The organism is Variovorax sp. P4_B11 (assembly GCF_056402355.1).
The window spans coordinates 80,768-102,135 of the sequence record NZ_JBFUHO010000006.1 but is presented as its reverse complement, the minus strand read 5'-3'; the positions used below and the strand labels follow the sequence as shown (position 1 = coordinate 102,135).

The window sequence follows — 21,368 nt, the reverse complement described above, 5'->3', positions numbered from 1 at the left end:
ACGCCGAGCGCCCAACGTGTCGATCCAAAGCCCCGCCACCGCCCACACAGCCGGCAACGCGCCGGCCACCGAGGATCTTGGGCCACTGGCCTGGGTATTGGGAGAAATCCAGAAGACGCTGGACGGTGTCGGCAAGACGCTGCACCGCTTCGCCCGCGAAGCCGCCACCGCGTTGCCGGGTTCCGAGCTCGACACCGCGCCGCTGCGCCAGGCGCGCCTGCACCTGCACCAGGCGGTCGGCGCGCTGCAGATGGTGGGCCATACGGCGCCGGCCCTGGTGCTGGGCGCGATGGAGTTCGCGGTCCAGAGCTTCGCCACGGAGCCCTTGCGCTGCACCGAGGCCGCGGTCCAGAAGATCGATCGCGCCGGCTTCGCGGTCGCCGACTTCCTGAACGCGATGATCGCCGGCAAGGTGGTCTCCTCGGTGGCGCTGTTCCCGCAGTACCGCGAGGTGCTCGAACTGGTCGGCAACGAGCGGGTGCACCCGGCCGACCTCTGGAGCATGACCTGGCGCTGGGTCGAGATCAAGCCGGCGCCGACCCAGACCGCGCTGGTCTATGACCCGGCCGTCCGCTCCAAGCTCGACCGCGAAGTGCTCAAGGTCGTCAAGAGCGGTGACGACCATGCGGCCCGCCGGCTGCAGGCCCTGTGCCTCGGGCTCGGGCGTGGTGCGTCGATTCCGCGCGTCGCGAGTTTCTGGACCCTGGCGGCCGGCTTCTTCGAAGCGCTGGCGCTGGCGCTGGTTCCGGCCGACGCGCACGTCAAGCGCGCTGCCTCGCGCGTGCTGCTGCAGTACGCCACCCTGGCGCGCGGCGACAACACCGTGTCCGACCGGCTGGGCCAGGACCTGCTGTTCTTCTGTGCGCAGGCCGTGCCGGGCCCGCGCGACGAGGCCGCCACGCTGCGCGCCGTGCGCAACGCCTGGGGGGTTGCCAACGAACAGACCGTCGACTACACGATCGAGCAATTCGGCCGCTTCGACCCGGTGGTGCTGGCGCAGGCGCGCAAGCGCATCGAGTCGGCCAAGGAAATGTGGTCTGCGCTCTCGGGCGGCGACGTGGGCCGCACGCGGCAGGTCGCCGACACCTTCGTCCAGCTGGGTGAATCGCTGCAGAAACTGCACCCGCCGAGCGCACCGATGGTGCAGGCGCTCAACAACGCCGTCGAGGCCTCGCTGCGTTCGGGCCAGCCGCCGGCGACCGAACTGGCGATGGAAGTCGCGACCTCGGTGCTGTATCTCGAGGCGGCCTTCGAGGACCTCGATCCGCACGACCGCCAGCTCACCGCCCGCACCGTTCAGCTTGCGGGCCGCATCGAGCGGGCCCGAGAAGGTGGCCGTTCGGAGCCGCTCGAGCCCTGGATGGAGGAGCTCTACCGCCGCGTCAGCGACCGCCAGACGATGGGCACCGTGGTCGGCGAGCTGCGCAGCCACCTGAGCGAGCTCGAGAAGTCGCTCGACCAGTTCTTCCGCCGGCCGGCAGAAAAGGGCCTGCTGCGCACCGTGCCGACCCAACTGCTGCAGATGCGCGGCGTGTTCTCGGTGCTCGGCCTCGACCAGGCCGCGCAGACCGTCCAGCGCATGCGCGAAAACGTCGACCAACTGCTGGCCGAGGAATCCCCGGCCGACGAGATCCGCGCCTTCGATTCGCTCGGCAACAACCTGGGCGCGCTGGGCTTCCTGATCGACATGCTGAGCTACCAGCCGGCGCTGGCCAAGCGGCTGTTCGTGTTCGATGCCGAACTCGGCGAGCTCAAGCCCCTGATGGGACGCCAGGGCGCCGAGGCCGGCGCGCCGGAAGCCGCCGCGGCGCCGGTGTCCTTCGCCTCGGCCTCGGGGCCGGTCGCCGTCACCGAGACCGTGCTGAGCGTCGAAGAGGTGGATGCGCAGATCGCCGCCAAGCTGGCGGCGCTCGCGGCCCCGGGCAGCCGCAGCAAGCCGGCGCCGTCGCCGCTCGAGGAATTCAGCCGCGCGACCGCCAACTGGACCGCGAAGATCACCGGCCCGGCGCCGCTCGAAGGGCTGCTGCCCGACACCGAGGTCACCGAGCTCGAGGAGGACGACCTCCAGAACATTTTCCTGGACGAGGCGCGCGAAGTGCTGCACAACGGCCTGGCCGCGGTGTCGGCGCTGTCGTCCCGTCCGGACGACGACGGCGAACTGACGGTGCTGCGCCGCGCCTTCCACACGCTCAAGGGCAGCTCGCGCATGGTCGGGCTGATGGATTTCGGCGAAGCCGCCTGGTCCTTCGAGCAGGTGCTCAACACCTGGCTGGCCGACCAGCGGCCGGCCACGCCGGAACTGGTCGCCGGCACCCGCAGTGCGCTGACGGATTTCGCGAAATGGGTGGAAGCGATCGCCGCCAAGCAGCCGCACGGCTGGCATTCGGCGCCATTGCGCAACATGGCCGAGGCGCTGCGCACCGGCGAGCCGCTGATGGCCGCGCCGCGCGTGGCCGATGCCGACACGCTGGTGGCGGCGGCTCGCCACATCGCCGCCGAAACGCTGGCGGAGGCGCCGCCGCCGGCCGCGGCGCCCGCGGTGCTGCCGCCGCTTCCCGATCTGGAACTCGGTCCGATCGCGCTCGACCTGCCGCCGGCCGAGGAGCCGGCAACGGCAACGCCGTCCGCCGAAGCGCCCGACGCCGGAGCGATCCTGAGGGAGCCCTCTCGCGAGGCGCTGGAGGCAGTGCGCGTGCCGGACGACTTCGTCTCGACCGACTTTCTCGATTTCGACGGCAGCCCGGCGCCGGAAGAAGCGCCGGTGGACCTGGGCGCGCTCGAGGAGGTCGATTTCCTCGAGACCGCGCACACCTCGCTCGAGCCCGCGGCCTACGCGCCGCAAGTGCAGTCTGAACCGGCGGCGGTGCCGGAACCGGAAGCGCCGCGGGAAGCCGAGCCGGCCCTGGACTTCTCGTTGCGGCTGGAACCCGAAGCCCCGGCCGAGGCACCGCAGGCCGCGCATGTCGAGGTCGAGGTCGAACCGGTGATCGAAGGGTTGGCGCTGGCGCCGGTCGCGGAAGCGGCCGAAGAAGAGCTTCGGCCGGAAACCGAGCCCGAACCGGTAGCGGACGCAGAACCAGAACCAGAACCAGAACCTGTCGCCGCGTCCGTGGTGGCTGCGATCGAGCCACCGGCCGCCGTGCCGCCGCTCGAGTTCGAGCCCGAACGCCCGGCCCTGCCGAGCGCCGAGGAGCAGGTCAAGGTCATCGGGCCGCTGCGCATCGGCATCGCGCTCTACAACGTCTATCTCAACGAAGCCGACGAGTGGTCGCGCCAACTGGCCACCGAGGTCGGCGAATGGGCGCTCGAATCGCACCAGCGGGTGTCCGACTCGACGATCGGGCTGGCGCATTCGCTGGCCGGCAGTTCGGCGACGGTCGGATTCCACAGCCTGTCGGGCATGGCGCGCCTGCTCGAGGCCGCGCTGCAGCACCTGCAGATGCAGGGCCGCGGAACGCCCCAGCAGGGCGCGGTGCTGGTCGGCGCCGCCGAGGAGCTGCGCCGCTTGCTGCACCAGTTCGCGGCCGGTGTCCTCAAGGATCCGGTCGAAGGCACGCTGCGGGCGCTGCGCGAGGTCGCGGCCTCGATGCTGCCGGCTGAAGCGGCCGAGGCCCGTCCGCCCTATCCGCACCTGGTGCGCGACGCCATGGCCGACGTGGCGCTCGACGACGGCGAGGATGCCATCGACGTTGCCGACGCGGTCGACGTCGATCTGTTCCCGATCTTCGAGGAAGAGGCGGCCGAGTTGCTGCCGGCGCTCGGTGCCGCATTGCGCGAATGGGCGCAGCATCCCGAGAATCCCGCGCCGCGCGCGTCCATGCTGCGGACCCTGCACACGCTCAAGGGCAGTGCCCGGCTGGCCGGCGCGATGCGCCTGGGCGAGCGCGCGCACCGCATGGAATCGGAGATCGAATCGCTCGGCGCCATGGGCGCCGACCGGGCGTCGATCGAGCAGCTGCTGACACGCTTCGACACGCTGCAGGCGACCTTCGATGCGCTGCGCGCCGCCGACGACGCGATCCAGACCGAGCTGGTGCAGCGTGCCGTCGCTGCGCCGCCCTTGCCGGTCGCGCCCAGGATCGAGCAAGCGCTGCCCGCCGAAGTCGCGAAAGCCGTGCCGCCGGAAGCGGCCGTGGCCGAGGCCGGACCGGTCGCCGCGCGCGGCACGGTGGCCGTGCCGTCGCCATCGGCGCTGACGCCGCTGCGCGCCGTTTCGAGCCAGGCGGTGCGCATCCGCACCCACCTGCTCGATCGGCTGGTGGCGCAGGCCGGCGAGGTCATCATCACGCGGTCGCGGCTCGAAGCCGAGATCGGCCAGCTGCGCAGTTCGCTCAGCGACCTGACCGGCAACCTCGACCGCCTGCGTCAGCAGCTGCGCGACATCGAAGTCCAGGCCGAGAGCCAGATGCAGTCGCGGCTGGCCCAGGCCAAGGACTCGCAGCAGGGCTTCGACCCGCTCGAGTTCGACCGCTTCACGCGGGTGCAGGAACTGACCCGCATGATGGCCGAGTCGGTCAACGACGTGGCGACCGTGCAGCGCACGCTGCAGAAGACGGTGCAGGCGACCGAGGACGACCTCAGCGCCCAGGCGCGCCAGACACGCGAATTGCAGCGCGGGCTGCTGCGTACGCGCATGGTGGAGTTCGAGGGCATTTCCGAGCGGCTCTACCGCGTGGTGCGCCAGGCTTCCAAGGACACCGGCAAGCAGGTGCGGCTGGACATCACCGGCGGCTCGATCGAGATGGATCGCGGTGTGCTGGACCGCATGACGCCCGCCTTCGAGCACCTGCTGCGCAACTGCGTGGCGCACGGCATCGAGGATGCGGCGGTGCGCGAACGGGCCGGCAAGGACGCCAGCGGCCTGATCGTCATCGAGCTGCACCATGAAGGCAACGACGTCTCGGTGAGTTTCCGCGACGACGGCGCCGGCCTGAACCATGAGCGGATCGTGGCGCGCGCCCGGACGCTCGGCCTGGTGGCCGAAGGCCAGCAGCTGAGCCCGGCGGAAGCCGCCGAACTGATCTTCCAGCCGGGGTTCTCGACCGCCGAACAGGTGTCCGAGCTGGCCGGCCGCGGGATCGGCATGGACGTGGTGCGGGCCGAAGTCGCCGCGCTCGGCGGCCGCATCGAGACCCACAGCCAGCCTGGCCAGGGCACGGTCTTCAAGCTGGTGCTGCCGCTGACCACCGCGGTGACGCACGTGGTCATGCTGCGCGCCGGCGGCACCACGATCGGCGTGCCTTCCAATCTGGTCGAGCTGGTGCTGCGCGCGAGTGCCTCGGACCTCGAGTCCGCCTACCTCGACCAGCGCTATCCCTTCGGCGGCGAGCAGGTGCCCTTCTACTGGGCCGGGGCGCTGCTGCGGTCCTCGGCCCGCAGCGAGCGGGCACCGGCCAAGGCCAACACCATCGTCATCGTGCGAAGCGCGGCGCAGCGCGTCGCCCTGCACGTGGACGAAGTCCTGGGCAACCAGGAAGTGGTGGTCAAGAACCTGGGCCCGCAGCTGTCGCGGCTGCCGGGCATGGCCGCCATCTCGGTGCTGGCCTCGGGCGCGGTGGCGCTGATCTACAACCCCGTGGCGCTGGCCGCGGTGCATGGCGAGAAGGCGCGCGAATTCCAGGCCGCCGCCCGCCGCCAGCCGGCGGTGCGCGGTGCCGAGCCCGTGGCCGCGCTGCCGCCGCTGGTGCCGCAGGTGCCGCTGGTGCTGGTGGTGGACGACTCGATCACGGTGCGGCGCGTCACGCAGCGCCTGCTGCAGCGCGAAGGCTACCGCGTGGCGCTGGCGGCCGACGGCCTGCAGGCGCTCGAGCGGCTGCAGCAGGAGCGGCCGGCGGTCGTCCTGTCGGACATCGAGATGCCGCGCATGGACGGCTTCGATCTGGCGCGCAACATCCGCGCCGACCGGTCGCTGGCCGACCTGCCGATCATCATGATCACCTCGCGCATCGCCGAGAAGCACCACGACCACGCGCGGGCGCTGGGCGTGAACCACTACCTCGGCAAGCCCTACTCGGAAGACGAACTGCTGCGGCTGGTGCGCAGCTACACCGGGGTCGAACTGCCGGCGGTGCTGGCGGCCTGAGCAAGGCCGGTCACAAGACCTGCACGCCGGGCAGCCTGCGCCCCGGGCGTCGTGCCGTGCTCGGCCAACATGGCATCGATGCGCTTGCTCCGGGCTGGAGCATCGTCAAGCCGAGGAAATCGGCGCGCTACTTGTCGATCACCCGACGCGCGAATCGCTCCAGGTAGTCCATCAGCCGATTGGCGCCGGCGACCGCCGCCGCTTCGTCGCAGGTCGCAATCCCCTGGGCAAGCTCCATGTGCGCGTTCGCGCCTTCGGTGATGTCGCCTTCATGCTGGTAGGCATACCAGAAGCGCCGGCACTGGACGATCAACGGCACGACGGCCTTCACCGCGGAGTCGTTGTGGCTCGCCCGATGATTGGCTTGGTCGAGTTCCTGGTCGGCCAGCATGTAGTCGTCGAGGTTGCCGCGCGCGGCCGCTTTCACCATTCGCTCGGCGCAGCGCACGATTTCCTTGCGCTGGACGACGGTGGCGCGGCGCGCCGAGCAGGCGGCGATCAGGTTTTCGAGCACCCTGCGTGTCTGGACCACGTCGAGATGGTCCGCCAGAACGATCTGGGAGACCAGCAGTCCGCGTCGGGGCTGCTGCACGATGAGGCCGATCGAGATCATGCGCAGCAGCGCTTCGCGCACCGGGGTGCGGCCGAGACCGGTGGAGTCGGCGATGTCGGCTTCGACCACCGGGCTGCCGGGCTCGAGTTGCAGTGTCGAGATCAGCGTCTCGATGGCGTCATAGGCCAAATCCGCCGCGCGCCGCTTGGGTGCGGTCGCTTGGGACGATTTCAAGGCGAGGGGCATGGTCGGAGGCGGCGTGCTGTGGGAGTTTGCGGGGAATTGTCCGTCTATCCCTCGGCGTCGGGATTCGACATGCCCGCCAGCGTCGCAATGCGGGCCGGCGAGAACGGGGGGCGCGGTTCGGGCGCTGTCCAGCCGAAGAGAAACTGCGCCGCCGCACCGCAGACACGGCCCTGGCATGCGCCCATGCCGCAGCGACTGTGCACCTTGGCTTCGGTCCAGCCGGCGCAGGGCGCCAGTGCCGCAAGCGGCACGTCTTCGCAGCGGCAAACGAGCGTGTCGGGAGTCGGCAAGCGCTTGAGTACGGGGGACAGCGCAAAGCTGCGCTGCAACTGCGCGGCGAAGGCGTTCCAGCGCGCGCGTTCGGGCCCGCAGGCTTGCGCCGCGGCGACATGGCCGACAGCCGCGTGACCGGCGATCGAGCCCTGCACCAGCGCGCGCTCGCTGCCGCCGATGCCGGTGCACTCGCCCGCCGCGTAGATGTCGGCGACCGAGCACTGCTGCATGCCATCGACTGCCAGCGCCTGCATGCCGCCCGCGACCGGCGCCAGGGCGCAGCCCAACGCCCGGCCGAGCTCCGTGTTCGGCACCAGACCGAAGCCGCAGGCGATGCGTTCGCAGGCCATGTCCGTCTGGCGGCCGCCGCGCTGGATGCGCGCTGCGCGGACCCGGCCGCTGCCCAGGGCCGCGACGACCTGCGCGTCGGTTCGGTATTGCCGGTCGACCAGGGGCAAGGCCTGCACGGCTTTGCCCGGCCAGCCGGCCAGCCGCAGCGCGAACCCGGCGACCGCTGCGAAGCCGGCTTGTTCGGCAATGCGCACGACCTGCGCGCCGGCCTGGCGGGCGGCGGCTGCGGCGGCCAGCAGCAGCGGGCCGCTGCCGGCCACCACGATGCGCTCGCCCGCCACGGGCAAGCCGGACTTGATGAGGGCCTGCAGCGCGCCCGCACCGGTCACGCCGGGGAGCGTCCAGCCCGGAAACGGCAGCAGCAATTCGCGGGCGCCGGTGCACAGGATGAGCTTCTTCCATCGCAGCCGCCAGCCGCGTTGCGCATCCTCCAGCAACAGTTCGTTCGGCGCGGTCGCGGCGACGATGCGCGTCCCGCTGCAGATTCGCACGTGGGTGCAACGGGAGACCGCGTCGCGCCATTTCACGCCTGCCGCAGGCCGGTGCGCGCCGGGTCCGTCGCGCCAGATCTGGCCGCCCGGCGCCGGGTTGTCGTCGACCACCACGATGCGGGCGCCGCTGGGCGCTGCGGCCACGGCCGCGGCCATGCCAGCCGGCCCTGCGCCGATGATCAGCACGTCGCAGTGCTCGGTCAGCGCGCTCATCAATTTTCCACCATGCGATCGCGTGACCCGCGACGCATGAAACCGGCGCAGCCAGAGGCCAGGAACACCGCGGAACCGGCTCCGCCGGGCCGCTGGTGTTGCCCCCTTGAGGGGGAGGCGGCTACACGAAGTGAGCCAGCAACGGGGGTGGGTTTCATCGCAGCGTCTCCACCCGCATGCCCTCGGCACAAGCGGTCTGGCAGGCCAGGCGTCGCCGGCCATCGATGTCGACCCGGCATTCCTGGCAGATGCCCATGCCGCAGAAAGGCGCACGAGCCTCGCCCCGCACCGAATGGCGCGCGGTTCCCAGGCCGCAGGCGTCGGCGATGCGCAGTGCCGACGCGACCGAACTGCCCGCGGGTACGGACACCGGCCAGCCATCGATGTGCAGGGCCAGCATGGCTGGCGCCGTCGTCGTCATGCGGCCTCCAGGAAGCGCGTCGGGGCGTAGGGCGCGGGGTCGAAAGCCGGCGCGCCTCCGGTCATGAGAGCGGCCAGCAGATCGGCGCTGCCGGTGGCCGTGGTGACGCCCAGTCCTTCATGGCCGACGGCCAGCCAGAGCCTGTCATGCCGGGGATGCCGGCCCAGCAGCGGCAGTCCGTCGGGCGTGGCGGCGCGCAGCCCGGTCCAGGCGCGGATCGCGTTGAGTTCCGCCAGGCCCGGCATGTAGCCCAGTGCGCGCTGCAGCATCTGCGCCAGCATGGCCGCTTCCACGGCAGGGTCTGTGGTGTCGAACTGGCGCGAGGAGCCCAACAGCAACTGGCCGGTGGGTCGGGGTTGCAGGTTGAACGCGACCGAAGGCCCCTCGCTGTGGTGGGCGCTTGTGACGTAGCCCAGTTCGACCAGCTGGTGGTGCACGGTGCTGGGGTAGCGGTCGGTGATCAACAGGTGGCCCTTCTTGGGCCTGATCGGCAGTTCCGGGCACAGCGTGGTGGCCTGGATGCCGTTGGCCAGCAGGATGTGGGGCGCATGGCGGCGGCTGCCGTCGGCGAGCCGGACGCCGTCCTCTTCGATCGCCACCACCTCGGCGCGTTCGACCTCGACGCGGCCGTCGGTGTGCGCGAGCAGCCAGCGCGCTGCGTTGGGCGCATAGACGATGCTGTCGCCGGGCACCTCGAGTGCGCCCGCCAGACCGGAACGCAGCGCGGGCTCGGCCGCGGCCAGCGCGTCGGCCCCCAGCATGCGGCAGCCGACGCCGTGATCGGCAAGGCGCGTGCGCTTGTCCTCGGCTGCCGCCATTTCGTCGTCGTTGGCGGCCAGCCAGAGCGTGCCGCAGCGCGTGAACGCGCAGTCGCTGCCCATCCGCGGCGCCAGCGCATGCCACAACGCGAGCGAGTGCCGGCAGAGTGCGAGTTCGGCCGGGTTGTCGTCCATCAGCACCAGGTGGCCCATGCCGGCGCCGGTCGCTCCGCCCAGGCCGGCATCGACCACTCTCACCTGAAGGCCGGCCTGAGCCAGTGCATGGGCACAGGCCGCGCCCACGATGCCGGCGCCAATGACAAGAACGTCGTCGGCTTTCATCTGCGCGTCTTCAGAGTTGAATGCCCCAACCGAAGAGGTCGTCATCCTCGATCAGGAGCGTGGCTTCGGCGCTGATGTGGGCGCGGCCGCGAATGGTCGGAACGACCCGCCCATCGGCCAGTTCGTAGCTGGCCTCGAAGCGGCTGCCGATCACGCTGGCCTGGCGCCAGACTTTGCCGGGTGCGAGCTTGCCGTCGGCTGCGAGGCAGGCGACCTTGGCGCTCGTGCCCGTGCCGCACGGCGAGCGGTCATAGGCCAGGCCGGGACAGAGCACGAAGTTGCGGCTGTCTGCGCCCTGGTCGTCGTCGGCGAACAGCTCGATGTGGTCGATCTCCGCGCCATCGGCGCCCTGGATGCCCTGCGTCGCCAGTGCATGACGCAGCGCCGACGCGTAGGTGGTGAGCGCGGCCAGGTTGTCGCTCGCCACGCGCTGCCCATGATCGCTCGCCAGGAAGAACCAGTTGCCGCCCCAGGCCACGTCACCGTGCACCGTGCCATGGCCCGGCACGGCCACCGCGACCTGATGCAGGTGCCGGTAGGCGGCGACGTTGCGCACGCTGACCTGGCCGTCGTCGTGCAGCGTCGCCGTCACCGTGCCCACCGGCGTCTCGATGCGGTGGCTGCCGGCGCCGATGCGGCCCATGTGCGCCAGGCTCGCGACCAGGCCGATGAGGCCGTGCCCGCACATGCCGAGATAGCCCGCGTTGTTGAAGAAGATCACGCCCGCCGCGGCATCGGATGCCACGGGCTCGCACAGCAGCGCGCCGACCACGACGTCGCTGCCGCGCGGCTCCAGCACCGTGGCGCGGCGCCACGCGTCGTGCGCGCCGGCCAGCAGCGCGCGGCGTTCGGCCATGGTGCCGCTGCCGAGAGCGGGAAACCCGCCGATGACCAGCCGCGTGGGCTCGCCGCCCGTGTGTGAGTCGATGACCTGGATGCGTTGCATGGCCGTGGTCCTCAGTAGCTGTCGAGCGGCACCGGCGCGGCGTTCCTGAAGGTGAACACCGTGATGGGCGCCTGCTTCAGGTTGCCCTTGTCGTCGTAGCTGTAGCTGGCAGCCACGCCCTTGTAGGTCGCCTTGTAAAGCTCCGCGCCCACCTTGTCGGGGTCGACGGAGTTGGCCTTCTGCATGGATTCGCCGATGAACATGAGCTGGTCGTAGTACGAGGCCGCATAGGCGTCGGCATCGACATTGAAGCGCTTCTTGAACTTCGCCTTGAAGGCCGGGCCGCTCACCGCCTTCTCGAGGATCGAACCGCCCTGGGCGCAGAAGACGGTGTCGTTGACCGCATCGCCGCCCAGCTTGCCCATTTCCGGACTGCACAGCGTGTCGCCGCCGAGCAGCTTCGCGGCGATGCCGAGCTGTTTCATCTGGCGCGCCATGGGTGCGCCCTGCGGTGCATAGCCGCCGAAGAAGATCGCTTCGGGCTGCCTGGCCTTCAGGTTGGTCAGGATGGCGGTGAAGTCGACCGCCTTGTCGGTGGTGAACTCCTGCCGCACCATGCTGAGGCCCTGCGCCTTCGCCTCCTTGGTGAACTCCTCGGCCAGGCCCTGGCCGAAAGCGGTGCGGTCGTCGATCACGCCCACCGTCTTCACCTTGAGTACCTTGGCCGCATAGACCGCCATGGCGGAGCCGATCTGGTTGTCGCTCGCGATGATGCGGTAGAGATTCTTGTAGCCGCCCTGCGTCACCTTGGGGTTGGTGCCCACGGTGGACAGCAGCACACCCCCGTCGCTGTAGACGCGCGAAGCAGGAATGGCCACGCCTGAACAGTAGGGCCCCATGACGAACTTGACGCCCTCGTCCGCGAACTTCTGAGCGACGCTGACGCCCGTCTTGGCGTCGCACTGGTCGTCCTCGGAATGCAGCTCGAACTTCAGCGTCTTGCCGCCGACCACGATCTTCTTCGCGTTGAGCTCCTCGATGGCGAGACGCGCGCCGTTTTCGTTGTCCTTGCCCGCATAGGCGTTGGGGCCCGACAGCGGACCGCTGTGGCCGATCTTGACCACCTGCTCCTGGGCCTGCGCGGGACCCGCGAGGGCGAGTGCGGCGAGGCCGAGAAGCGGAATCGTGTGTGCGACGGTCTTCATGCTTTTTCCTTGGGTGGGAGGCGGTGAATGGGCGGCTTGGAACGGATTCAGCTGACCGACCGGTACTCGGGCGGCCGTGTCGCGAGCGCTTGGCTGACGACCTTTTCGATGAACGCCCGCTCTTCGCCGACCAGCGGCAGGCGCGGGCGGCGCATGTGCTCGGTGCCGACACCGGCCAGCAGATCGATCAGCTTGAGGTTTTGCACCAGCTTGGTCGAGACGTCCAGGTGCAGCATCGGCGTCATCCACTGGTACAGCTTGAGCGCTTCGGCAAAGCGGCCCGCCTTCATCAAATCGTAGAGCGCCACGGTTTCGCGCGGGAAGGTGCAACCGACGCCCGCCAGCAGGCCATCGCAGCCCAGCGCCAGGCCTTCGAAGGCCAGGTCGTCGACGCCGAGGAACAACTGGTAGCGGTCGCCCAGCAGGTTGCGCAGGTCGGTGATGCGGCGGGTGTCGCCACAGCTTTCCTTGATGGCGACGATCCATTCGCAGTCGGCCAGTTCGGCCATGTGCGCGGGCAACAGGTCGACCCGGTAGGCGATCGGGTTGTTGTAGACCATCACCGGTTGTTGCGCTGCGTTGGCCATGGTGCGCACGTTCAGCATGGCTTCGCGCGCGTCGGCCACGTAGATGACCGAGGGCATCACCATGAAACCGGCCACGCCGAGCTTGTTGGCGCCGTCGATGTAGCGCAGCGCTTCGCGCGTGCTGGTCTCGGAGACGTTGGCCAGCACCGGCACGCGGCCATCGCTCGCGTCCAGCGCGATCCTCGCGACGTCCAGCTTTTCCTCGAGCGTCAGGGTGCTGGCTTCGCCCAGCGACCCGCAGGTGACGATGCCGTGGACGCCGTTGCGGATCTGGAAGTCGATGTGCTTCGCGGTGCCTTCGGCATCGATGCGCTCGTCGGCGTGGAACTTGGTGGTGACGGCAGGGAAGATGCCTTGCCAGCGGGGATGGGTCATTGCGGTGCTCCTGCAAATGGTGAGGGGGCGAAGTGAATTGTTAATATATTAGAAAGATATTTGAAATATCTTCTCAGGGTTTCCATCAGCTTGATGGATGGGGGCTTGCGTGAATGGCGAGGAGTGGGGCGGCCACAGTCCGGGCGCTCCAAAAGCACAAAGCCCGCAGCGAGCGGGCTCTGGACAATCACTCGAGGAATGGAAGTCGGCGAGCGGCTGCGGGCTCGCCCGGGACCTGTCCTATGGCCGGAGCCGACCGGTTCCCGCCGCGCGCTCCCCCTGTCGCACCACCCCATAGCGCTGCAGCGTGCGCTCGCGTGCCTCGGCATGGTCGACCACCGGCTTCGGGTAGTTCACGCCGAGTTCGACGCCCGCCGCCAGCAGTTCGACCGGTTTGGCGGTCCAGGGTGCATGGATCGCGCCATCCGACAGCTTCGCGAGCTGCGGCAGGTAGCGGCGGATGAACTTGCCCTCGGGGTCGAAGCGTTCGCTCTGCGTGACCGGGTTGAAGATCCGGAAATAGGGCTGGGCGTCGCAGCCGCTCGAGCTTGCCCATTGCCAACCGCCGTTGTTCGAGGCCAGCTCGAAGTCGTTCAGGTGCACGGCGAAATAGCGCTCGCCGCGCCGCCAATCCAGCCCCAGGTCCTTGCAGAGAAAGCTCGCGACCACCATGCGCAGCCGGTTGTGCATGTAGCCGGTCTGGTTGATCTGCGCCATGGCCGCGTCGACCAGCGGATAGCCGGTGCGGCCCTGGCACCAGGCGTCGAACAGCTGGTCGGCGTGCTTGCCGTGGTGCCACTGGATCCTGTCGTACTCGGGCCGGAAGCTGCGCGATTCGCCGCCTTCGGCCACGCGCGGGTGGTGGGCCAGGATCTGGAAATAGAAGTCGCGCCAGATCAGCTCGCCGAGCCAGGTCGCCGCGCCGCCATTGCCCTGCTGCGACAGCGGGTATGCCAGGCCCGCGAGCTGGCGGATCGAGACGGTGCCGAAGCGCAGATGGACGCCGAGGTAGCTCGGGCCGCGCACCGAGGGGAAGTCGCGCGCCGTGTCGTAGCGGTCGATGCGCTGCAGGAAGTCGCCCAGCAGCGCGGCGCCGCCCTGGCTGCCGGTCGGGATCTCGAGTCCGGACAGGTTGGTCTTCTCGCAGCCCAGCGCGGCCAGCGTCGGCACCGGCGCGCGCAGCGCGTGGGGCGGCGGCGCCAGCGCCTCGGCGTGGCTGCGAACCGGATACGGCTTGAGATAGAAGGCGTCGACCTTGGCCAGCCAGGCGCGCTTGTAGGGCGTGAACACGCCGTAGGGCTGGCCGGACTGGGTCAGCAGCTCGTCGCGTTCGAAGATGGTCTGGTCCTTGTAGACGTGGAAGGCCACGCCGGCGTTCGCCAGCGAACCCAGCACCCTGGCATCGCGGGCCAGGGCGTCGGGCTCGTCGTCGCGGTTCGCGAACACCGCCTGGGCGTCGAGCGAATGCGCCAGCCGCGGGATCTCGTCCTCGGCCACCGCATGGCGCACGACCAGCCCGCCGCCCAGGGCCTCGAGCTCCGCCTGCAGCTCGACCAGGGACTCTCGGATGAACTCCACCCGCCGGTCGACGCGCGGCAGCGGGTCGAGGATCGCACGATCGAAGACGAACACGCAGACCACCTGCCGGCAGGCGCGCAGCGCCTGGTAGAGCGCCGCGTTGTCGTCCACGCGAAGATCCCGTCTAAACCACATCACTCCCTTGGGATAGATCTTGTCGACGGCCAGTAAAATCGGGGGCATGGCACTTGATTCTGCACCGATGAACCTCACGCATCATTTCCTGATCGCGATGCCGGGGCTCGAAGACAAGGCCTTCAGCCGCAGCGTGGTCTACCTCTGCGAGCACAGCGAGCGCGGCGCGCTCGGGCTGGTGATCAACAAGCCCAGCGACATCAATCTCGGCGCGCTGTTCGAGAAGATCGAGCTGCACCTGTCGCGCCCCGAACTGGGCAATGCGCCGGTGTTCCAGGGCGGCCCGGTGCAGACCGAGCGCGGCTTCGTGCTGCACGAGCCGGTGTTCGCGGACGCCGACAAGCCCAACGAATCCGTCTACGCATCGACCATGACGATCCCGGGCGGCCTCGAGATGACCACCTCCAAGGACGTGCTCGAGGCGCTGGCCACCGGCGCCGGCCCGCGCAAGGTGCTGGTGTCGCTCGGTTACTCGGCCTGGGGCGAGGGCCAGCTCGAATCCGAACTGGCCGAGAACAGCTGGCTCACCGTGGGCGCCGACCCGGCCGTGATCTTCGACACCCCGGTCGAGCAGCGCTACGACAAGGCGCTCTCGCTGCTGGGCCTGGAGGCCTGGACCCTGTCGCCCGATGCGGGGCATGCATGAGCGCCGCGCCGGGCCGCCCCAAGCAAGCTCGCACCGCAGTGCCCAGCACGGAGGTCTTGCAATGAGCGCCGCGCCGGGCCGCCCCAAGCAAGCTCGCACCGCAGTGCGAAGCACGAAGGTTACTCAATGAGCGATCCGGCGATGCCCGACCGCAGCATGCCTTCCCCTTCCGTCCCTGCCCATTTCCAGAGCTTCCTGGCCTTCGACTTCGGCCAGAAGCGCACCGGGGTCGCCAGCGGCAACAGGCTGCTGCGCACGGCCACCCCGCAGGCCACCATCAAGGCCGAGGGCGATGCCCGCTTCGCGCAGGTCGAGGCCCGGATCCGCGAGTGGCAGCCCGACGCGCTGGTGATCGGCGTGCCCTGCCACCCCGACGGCGCGCCCCACGAGAACACCCGGGCGGCCCAGCGTTTCGCGCGGCAGCTCCACGGGCGCTTCCACCTGCCGGTGTACGAGGTCGACGAGCGCTACAGCACCACCGAGGCGCTGGCCGGCGGCGCCCGCGACGCCGATGCCGCCTCGGCCTGCATCATCCTTGAACAGTTCCTGAGGAGTCTCCCGTGAACGCAATCCCCGACGCCGAAGCGCTCTATCTCGAGCTGCTGCGCGGCGTGAAATCACTCATGCGCCCCGACACCCGCCTGGTCGGCATCACCTCGGGCGGCGCCTGGCTGGTCGAGCGGCTGCAGAAGGACCTGGGCCTGGCCGGCGCGCCCGGCGTCATCTCCTCGGCGATGCACCGCGACGACTTCGCCCGCCGCGGCCTGGCCGCCAGCGCGCAGACCACGCTGCCCTTCGACGTCAACGGCGCCGACGTGCTGCTGCTCGACGACGTGCTCTACACCGGCCGCACCATCCGCGCGGTGCTCAACGAGCTGTTCGACTTCGGTCGTCCGGCCTGCGTGAGGCTGGCGGTGCTGATCGACCGCGGCGGCCGCCAGCTGCCGGTGGCGGCCGATTTCGCGGCGCAGAAGCTGGAACTCCCCGCGACGCAATTGCTGGCCCTGGCCCGCAGCGACGGCGGCGCCTTCGCCTTCAAGGTGGAGGAAAGCAAATGAACCCCCACGCTCATCACTTCATGTATTCGCTGGACGAGTCGGCGCCAGAGGCGCCGGCCCTTCGGTCCGTCCAAACTCGCGCAGGCGAGTTTGGAGCCGCGGACCTCAGCCCCGAGGGGGCGCAGGCCTCCCTTGGGGCGGCCCGTCGGGAGGCCTGAAATGAAAAGCCCCCACGCTCATCACTTCATGTATTCGCTGCCCCCCGAGGGGGCGCAGGCCTCCCTTGGGGCGGCCCGTCGGGAGGCCTGATGCTCTACAAACGAAACCCCCAGCTCAACAAGAACGGCGAGCTGATCCACCTGCTGTCGATCGAGGGCCTGCCGAAGGACATCGTCACCCACATCCTCGACACCGCGGCCAACTTCACCAGCGTCAGCGACCGCGAGGTCAAGAAGGTGCCGCTCTTGCGCGGCAAGAGCGTGTTCAACCTGTTCTTCGAGAACTCGACCCGCACCCGCACCACCTTCGAGATCGCGGCCAAGCGCCTGTCGGCCGACGTCATCAACCTCGACATCGCGCGCTCCTCGGCGACCAAGGGCGAGTCGCTGCTCGACACCATCGCCAACCTGAGCGCCATGGCCGCCGACCTGTTCGTCGTGCGCCACAGCGAGTCGGGCGCGCCCTACCTGATCGCTCAGCATGTGGCGCCGCACGTCCACGTGGTGAATGCCGGCGACGGCCGGCATGCGCATCCGACGCAGGGGCTGCTCGACATGTACACGATCCGCCACTACAAGAAGGACTTCTCCAACCTCACGGTGGCGATCGTCGGCGATGTGCTGCATTCGCGCGTGGCGCGCTCCGACATCCACGGGCTGACCACGCTGGGCTGCGCCGAGGTCCGCGTGGTCGGCCCCAAGACCCTGGTGCCGAGCGACATGGCGCAGATGGGCGTGCGCGTATGCCACACGCTCGAGGAAGGCATCAGGGACTGCGACGTGGTCATCATGCTGCGGCTGCAGAACGAGCGCATGAGCGGCGCGCTGCTGCCGTCGTCGCAGGAGTTCTTCAAGACCTTCGGCCTCACGCCCGAGAAGCTGCAGCTCGCCAAGCCGGATGCGATCGTGATGCATCCGGGACCGATCAACCGGGGCGTCGAGATCGACTCGGCGGTGGTCGACGGCCGCCAGAGCGTGATCCTGCCGCAGGTCACTTTCGGCATCGCCGTGCGAATGGCGGTCATGAGCATCGTCGCAGGTAACGAAGCATGAAATGGCGGGTGCTCGGCTACTGCGCGGCCCGATCTCGCGCCTGCGCTGCTCGCCGTGCGCGAGCGCTGCTCGACGCGACCTCGGGCCGCTCGCTACGCCGCTCCCCCGCCATTTCCCGTCGCTGAGTAGAGAACCAACATGAATATTCTGATCGTCAATGGCCGCGTGCTGGACCCGGCCTCCGGCCTCGACCGGCAGGCTGACATCGCGATCGCCGACGGCCTCGTGCAGGCCATCGGCGATGTCTCGCCCGAGTTCCGGGCCGAGCGCACGCTCGATGCCCAGGGCTGCCTCGTCGTGCCCGGCCTGGTCGACCTGGCGGCGCGGCTGCGCGAGCCGGGCTACGAGCACGAGGGCATGCTCGAGAGCGAGATGGGCGCGGCCGCGGCCGGTGGCGTCACCAGCCTGGTCTGCCCGCCCGACACCGATCCGGTGCTGGACGAGCCGGGGCTCGTCGAAATGCTCAAGTTCAGGGCCGAGAAGCTGCAGCGCGCGCGCCTGTTCCCGCTCGGCGCGCTGACGCGCGGGCTGGCCGGCGAGGTGCTGACCGAAATGGCCGAGCTGACCGAGGCCGGCTGCATCGGCTTCGGCCAGGCCGAGGTGCCGCTGGGCAACACGCAGGTGCTGCAGCGTGCGCTGCAGTACGCGAGCACCTTCGGCTACACGGTGTGGCTGCGGCCGCAGGAGCGCGACCTCGGCCGCGGCGTCGCCGCCAGCGGGCCGCTGGCGACCCGGCTCGGGCTGTCGGGCGTGCCGGTCGCGGCCGAGACCATCGCCATCTTCACCATCGTCGAGCTGATGCGAAGCACCGGTGCACGGGTCCACCTGTGCCGCCTGTCGAGCGCGGCCGGGGTCGCGCAGGTGCGCGCGGCCAAGGCCGAGGGCCTGCCGATCAGCTGCGACGTCAGCATCAATTCGCTGCATCTGGCCGACACCGACATCGGTTTCTTCGACAGCCGCGCGCGCCTCAACCCGCCGCTGCGCCAGCAGCGCGACCGCGATGCGCTGTCGGCCGGCCTGGCCGACGGCACCATCGACGCGCTGGTGTCCGACCACACGCCGGTGGAAGCGGATGCCAAGACGCTGCCCTTCGCCGAAAGCGAGCCCGGCGCCACCGGCCTCGAGCTGCTGCTGCCGCTGGCGCTGAAGTGGGGCGAACAGAGCGGCGCCGGCCTGCGGCGCGCGATCGAGATCGTGACGGCCACGCCCGCCCGGCTGCTGGGCGCTCCGGGCGTCGGCCAGCTCGCCGCGGGCGCAGCCGCCGACCTCTGCGTGGTCGACCCGACGCACGAATGGCAGGTCACTCCCGAGGCGCTCCAGAGCCAGGGCAAGCACACCCCCTTCGGCGGCTACGCCATGCGCGGACGGGCCCGCCACACGCTCATCGGCGGCCGGGTGGTGCACGGCTGATGCAGTCCCTGTCGGCCGGCTGGAGGCTGCTGCGCGCGACCGCGCATGTGCTTTTGGGCTGGTGGACCATCCGCAGGCGCTTCCCGCAACTGTCGCCGGCGCAGCGCGAGCTGCGCGTCCAGCAATGGGCCGAGCGCATGCTGAGCCTGATGGGCATCCGGCTCACGGTGCTCGGCACGCCGCCCGCGCAGGGGCCGGTGCTGGTGGTGTCCAACCACCTGTCATGGCTGGACATCCTGACGATCCACGCGGCGCGGCATGTGCGCTTCGTCTCCAAGGCGGGGGTGGGCCACTGGCCGTTGATCGGCACCTTGTCCACCGGCGCCGGCACCCTCTACATCGAGCGCGAGCGCCGGCGCGACGCGGTGCGCGTCGTCCACCACATGACCGAGGCGCTGCGCGCGGGCGACGTGATCGCGGTCTTTCCCGAGGGCACGACCAGCGACGGCCACGGCCTGCTGCCCTTCCATGCCAACCTGTTGCAGGCGGCGATCTCGTCCGGCGCGCCGGTGCAGCCGGCCGCGCTGCGCTTTGCCGATGCGGCCACCGGCGAGACCAGCCATGCCGCGCGCTATGTCGACGACGACAACCTGCTGAGTTCGCTGTGGAGCACGCTGAAGGCGCCGCCGTTGCTGGCGATCGTCCGATTCGGCGAGCCCCAGCCCTCGCTGGGTCGCGATCGCCGAGGCTGGGCGAAGAGCCTGCACGCCGACATCCAGGCGCTGCGGCGCGAACTCAAGTAGCGCCTGCGGGCAAAAAAGCAGCGCCCCGAAGGGCGCTGTGCAACGGCGCCGGATGGCGCCGGGAGGAGGAATCGTTGCTTGTCTCCGGTCGCTGGGTGTGCTTGCACGATAGGCGAGCGCAGGCCCGCCGCCTGCCGGAGAAGGCAATGCAAGCGCGTGGGCGACTGCCTACAGGCCGGCCGGTGCCGGCAGCAGGCCCAGGTAGTGGTCGAGCATCTGGAAGTGGTCGTCCAGGAGCCGGCCTTCCAGCGCGCGAAGTTGGTCGATCGGGGTCCATTCGGCGGCCGCTGCGTCGTCGTCGGCCCGCAGTTCCGGCAATTCGAGGTCGCCCAGGTCGAAGAAGTGGCCGTGGGTGATGGTGCGGCCGCGCGCGCTGCGGTCGGGGCGGTCGAAGACGTCGGTGGCCTTCAGGCAGGCGCGCAGCGTGGCCGGTGGCAGCGCGAGATGCGTTTCTTCCTCGAGCTCGCGCAGGGCGGCCTGCTGCGTGGTCTCGCGCTGTTCCAGGAAGCCGCCCGGTACCGCGAACAATCCCTTGCCGGGGGCCTGGCCGCGGCGGATCAGGAGAACATGGCGGCCGCACTTCACGACGCAGTCGACCGTGACGAGGACCGGCGGATAGGGCGCCGAAGCCCAGGAGGCCTCGTACTGGCGCAGCATCTCGGCCTCCTCGGCCAGGGCCTCGAAGAGCGGCCCGGTGCGCCATGCGCGCAGGAAATCGATGCTGCCCGGCGGCAGTTCGCCGGCCAGCTCGACCAGCGCCGTCGCCGGCGCCGCGAACAGCGCGTCGCGCATCCGGCTGGTGCGCCGCACCGGCACGTTGGCCGCCCGCCGCAGGGTCCAGTCCGGAAAGGCTTCGAGGTAGTCGCGGGTGGCATCCCTGGGGTGGCCGACCAGCGTCACCGTCGGCGACCCGGTCGTTTCGGCGCCGCCCGGCGCGTGCGCCACGGCATGGCGCACGTCAGCGATCCAGCGGGCGTCGTCGAAGTAGTCGCGCACCGGCAGGCAGTGCAGCCGCTGTCGCTCGGCTTCCGGGAACGCCAGCCGGACCATCTCGGCGCGCTCCGCCCAGGTGAAAGGATGCTTGGGCGAGCGTGCCTGGAAGGCCGAGCCGATCACCACGACGACGCGCGGGGCGGCGTCGAGCGCCAGCTTCACGAGCGACAGGTGGCCGTTGTGGAAGGGCTGGAAGCGGCCGATGACGACGGCGACACCGGGAGAGTTGTGAATTTGCACTGACAGGCCTGAAATGTCGGGTTACTTGACTCATTGCACCAAATGCGTATATCCAGAGGGCGCTCCTCCCTTTATGCTGGCTCCCGGATTCTTTCCTAACCATCCATCAAGGAACGCCAATGAGCAAAATTCTCGCCATCATGATTGCCGGCCTCTTCGCCGCAGGTGCCTACGCGCAAGCCCCCAAGGGAGCCTCCTCGGAGAGCTCTCCGATCATGAACAGCAAGCCCCAGGAACGCGCCGAAGCCAAGGTCGAAGCCAAGCCGCAGGGCAAGGTGAAGGCGGCCGGCGGCGACACGCTGAAGACCGGTGAAAGCGATGCGATCGGCACCGGCAAGGCCGCCGACGCCGGCCAGAAGAAGGAAGCGACCCGCACTGCGAAGCATCCGAACCGCAAGCAGAACCCGCAAGGCGGCACGCCGAACTGATGGGGCGCTCGATAGCGGTGAGCTATCGAGTATCGTCTTTCAGCGCTGGCTGACCGGGACATCCTCGCGGAAACCGGCAGCGCGCGAGCCTTCCCGTCCGGCGCGCCCGGACGAGGTCTCCCCCTCGAAAGGCGCAGCGGGAT

At 69.9% G+C, this 21,368-nt stretch carries 17 protein-coding genes; 8 read left to right on the top strand and 9 right to left on the bottom strand.

The features are described from left to right. Positions 1-16 precede the first annotated feature (16 nt). Positions 17-6,082 (top strand): hybrid sensor histidine kinase/response regulator, encoded by a 6,066-nt coding sequence (locus tag AC1DYD_RS08645; RefSeq protein WP_478172336.1) that lies wholly within the window; start codon positions 17-19, stop codon positions 6,080-6,082. A gap of 127 nt (positions 6,083-6,209) precedes the next feature. On the opposite strand, the gene AC1DYD_RS08640 is transcribed toward AC1DYD_RS08645, so the two are convergent. From AC1DYD_RS08640 to AC1DYD_RS08605, 8 genes are all read right to left on the bottom strand, one after another. Next, positions 6,210-6,881 carry a GntR family transcriptional regulator gene (locus AC1DYD_RS08640; protein WP_478090393.1) on the bottom strand — a complete coding sequence of 224 codons (672 nt, stop codon included), beginning with the start codon at positions 6,879-6,881 and terminating at the stop codon, positions 6,210-6,212. A 44-nt stretch (positions 6,882-6,925) separates the two neighbouring features. Next, positions 6,926-8,209 carry an FAD-dependent oxidoreductase gene (locus AC1DYD_RS08635; RefSeq protein ID WP_478172335.1) on the bottom strand — a complete coding sequence of 428 codons (1,284 nt, stop codon included), beginning with the start codon at positions 8,207-8,209 and terminating at the stop codon, positions 6,926-6,928. Positions 8,210-8,363: 154 nt separating this feature from the next. Beyond that, positions 8,364-8,630 (bottom strand): (2Fe-2S)-binding protein, encoded by a 267-nt coding sequence (locus AC1DYD_RS08630; protein ID WP_478172334.1) that lies wholly within the window; start codon positions 8,628-8,630, stop codon positions 8,364-8,366. Further along, a complete protein-coding gene (locus AC1DYD_RS08625) occupies positions 8,627-9,730 on the bottom strand; it encodes an NAD(P)/FAD-dependent oxidoreductase (RefSeq protein WP_478172333.1) in 1,104 nt (367 codons plus the stop codon). The genes AC1DYD_RS08630 and AC1DYD_RS08625 overlap by 4 nt, the downstream gene beginning before the upstream one ends. Before the next feature lie 10 nt (positions 9,731-9,740). Next, on the bottom strand, positions 9,741-10,676 hold the full coding sequence (locus AC1DYD_RS08620; protein ID WP_478172332.1) for a 4-hydroxyproline epimerase: 936 nt from the start codon (positions 10,674-10,676) through the stop codon (positions 9,741-9,743). An 11-nt stretch (positions 10,677-10,687) separates the two neighbouring features. Then, a complete protein-coding gene (locus tag AC1DYD_RS08615) occupies positions 10,688-11,821 on the bottom strand; it encodes a branched-chain amino acid ABC transporter substrate-binding protein (RefSeq protein ID WP_478172331.1) in 1,134 nt (377 codons plus the stop codon). Between the two features lie 47 nt (positions 11,822-11,868). After that, entirely contained in the window at positions 11,869-12,783 is a 915-nt protein-coding gene (locus AC1DYD_RS08610) for a dihydrodipicolinate synthase family protein (protein ID WP_478172330.1), read from the bottom strand. Between the two features lie 240 nt (positions 12,784-13,023). After that, positions 13,024-14,544: a cryptochrome/photolyase family protein gene (locus AC1DYD_RS08605; protein ID WP_478172329.1), complete on the bottom strand. Its 1,521-nt coding sequence runs from the start codon at positions 14,542-14,544 to the stop codon at positions 13,024-13,026. Here AC1DYD_RS08605 and AC1DYD_RS08600 point away from each other — a divergent pair. The 6 genes from AC1DYD_RS08600 to AC1DYD_RS08575 all read left to right on the top strand — a co-directional run bounded on the left by AC1DYD_RS08600 (position 14,543) and on the right by AC1DYD_RS08575 (position 19,564). Continuing rightward, the gene (locus AC1DYD_RS08600) at positions 14,543-15,142 is read left to right on the top strand and encodes a YqgE/AlgH family protein (protein ID WP_478172328.1); all 600 of its coding nucleotides are present in this window, start codon (positions 14,543-14,545) and stop codon (positions 15,140-15,142) included. The genes AC1DYD_RS08605 and AC1DYD_RS08600 overlap by 2 nt on opposite strands. A 126-nt stretch (positions 15,143-15,268) precedes the next feature. After that, complete coding sequence (gene ruvX / locus AC1DYD_RS08595) at positions 15,269-15,706, top strand: Holliday junction resolvase RuvX (protein ID WP_478172327.1); 438 nt, start codon at positions 15,269-15,271, stop codon at positions 15,704-15,706. Beyond that, positions 15,703-16,200 (top strand): bifunctional pyr operon transcriptional regulator/uracil phosphoribosyltransferase PyrR, encoded by a 498-nt coding sequence (pyrR, locus tag AC1DYD_RS08590; protein ID WP_478172326.1) that lies wholly within the window; start codon positions 15,703-15,705, stop codon positions 16,198-16,200. The genes ruvX and pyrR overlap by 4 nt, the downstream gene beginning before the upstream one ends. 248 nt (positions 16,201-16,448) lie before the next feature. After that, a complete protein-coding gene (locus AC1DYD_RS08585; RefSeq protein WP_478172325.1) occupies positions 16,449-17,411 on the top strand; it encodes an aspartate carbamoyltransferase catalytic subunit in 963 nt (320 codons plus the stop codon). Between the two features lie 138 nt (positions 17,412-17,549). Further along, positions 17,550-18,821: a dihydroorotase gene (locus AC1DYD_RS08580; RefSeq protein ID WP_478172324.1), complete on the top strand. Its 1,272-nt coding sequence runs from the start codon at positions 17,550-17,552 to the stop codon at positions 18,819-18,821. Continuing rightward, positions 18,818-19,564: a lysophospholipid acyltransferase family protein gene (locus AC1DYD_RS08575; RefSeq protein ID WP_478172445.1), complete on the top strand. Its 747-nt coding sequence runs from the start codon at positions 18,818-18,820 to the stop codon at positions 19,562-19,564. Before AC1DYD_RS08580 ends, AC1DYD_RS08575 begins: the two co-directional genes overlap by 4 nt. Before the next feature lie 168 nt (positions 19,565-19,732). Here the strand turns inward: AC1DYD_RS08575 and AC1DYD_RS08570 are convergent, their stop codons facing one another. Continuing rightward, positions 19,733-20,797, bottom strand: coding sequence for an NUDIX domain-containing protein (locus AC1DYD_RS08570; RefSeq protein ID WP_478172323.1), 1,065 nt, complete (start codon positions 20,795-20,797; stop codon positions 19,733-19,735). A gap of 119 nt (positions 20,798-20,916) precedes the next feature. Here AC1DYD_RS08570 and AC1DYD_RS08565 point away from each other — a divergent pair, with 119 nt between their 5' ends. Beyond that, positions 20,917-21,225: a cell envelope biogenesis protein TolA gene (locus tag AC1DYD_RS08565; protein WP_478172322.1), complete on the top strand. Its 309-nt coding sequence runs from the start codon at positions 20,917-20,919 to the stop codon at positions 21,223-21,225. Positions 21,226-21,368: the final 143 nt, after the last annotated feature.

Coding starts and splice junctions, on each gene's coding strand:
- AC1DYD_RS08640 (WP_478090393.1), bottom strand. CDS start 6,881: ATGCCCCTCGCCTTGAAATCGTCCCAAGCGACCGCACCCAAGCGGCGC.
- AC1DYD_RS08635 (WP_478172335.1), bottom strand. CDS start 8,209: ATGAGCGCGCTGACCGAGCACTGCGACGTGCTGATCATCGGCGCAGGG.
- AC1DYD_RS08630 (WP_478172334.1), bottom strand. CDS start 8,630: ATGACGACGACGGCGCCAGCCATGCTGGCCCTGCACATCGATGGCTGG.
- AC1DYD_RS08625 (WP_478172333.1), bottom strand. CDS start 9,730: ATGAAAGCCGACGACGTTCTTGTCATTGGCGCCGGCATCGTGGGCGCG.
- AC1DYD_RS08620 (WP_478172332.1), bottom strand. CDS start 10,676: ATGCAACGCATCCAGGTCATCGACTCACACACGGGCGGCGAGCCCACG.
- AC1DYD_RS08615 (WP_478172331.1), bottom strand. CDS start 11,821: ATGAAGACCGTCGCACACACGATTCCGCTTCTCGGCCTCGCCGCACTC.
- AC1DYD_RS08610 (WP_478172330.1), bottom strand. CDS start 12,783: ATGACCCATCCCCGCTGGCAAGGCATCTTCCCTGCCGTCACCACCAAG.
- AC1DYD_RS08600 (WP_478172328.1), top strand. CDS start 14,543: ATGGCACTTGATTCTGCACCGATGAACCTCACGCATCATTTCCTGATC.
- AC1DYD_RS08605 (WP_478172329.1), bottom strand. CDS start 14,544: ATGCCCCCGATTTTACTGGCCGTCGACAAGATCTATCCCAAGGGAGTG.
- ruvX (WP_478172327.1), top strand. CDS start 15,269: ATGAGCGATCCGGCGATGCCCGACCGCAGCATGCCTTCCCCTTCCGTC.
- AC1DYD_RS08585 (WP_478172325.1), top strand. CDS start 16,449: ATGCTCTACAAACGAAACCCCCAGCTCAACAAGAACGGCGAGCTGATC.
- AC1DYD_RS08580 (WP_478172324.1), top strand. CDS start 17,550: ATGAATATTCTGATCGTCAATGGCCGCGTGCTGGACCCGGCCTCCGGC.
- AC1DYD_RS08565 (WP_478172322.1), top strand. CDS start 20,917: ATGAGCAAAATTCTCGCCATCATGATTGCCGGCCTCTTCGCCGCAGGT.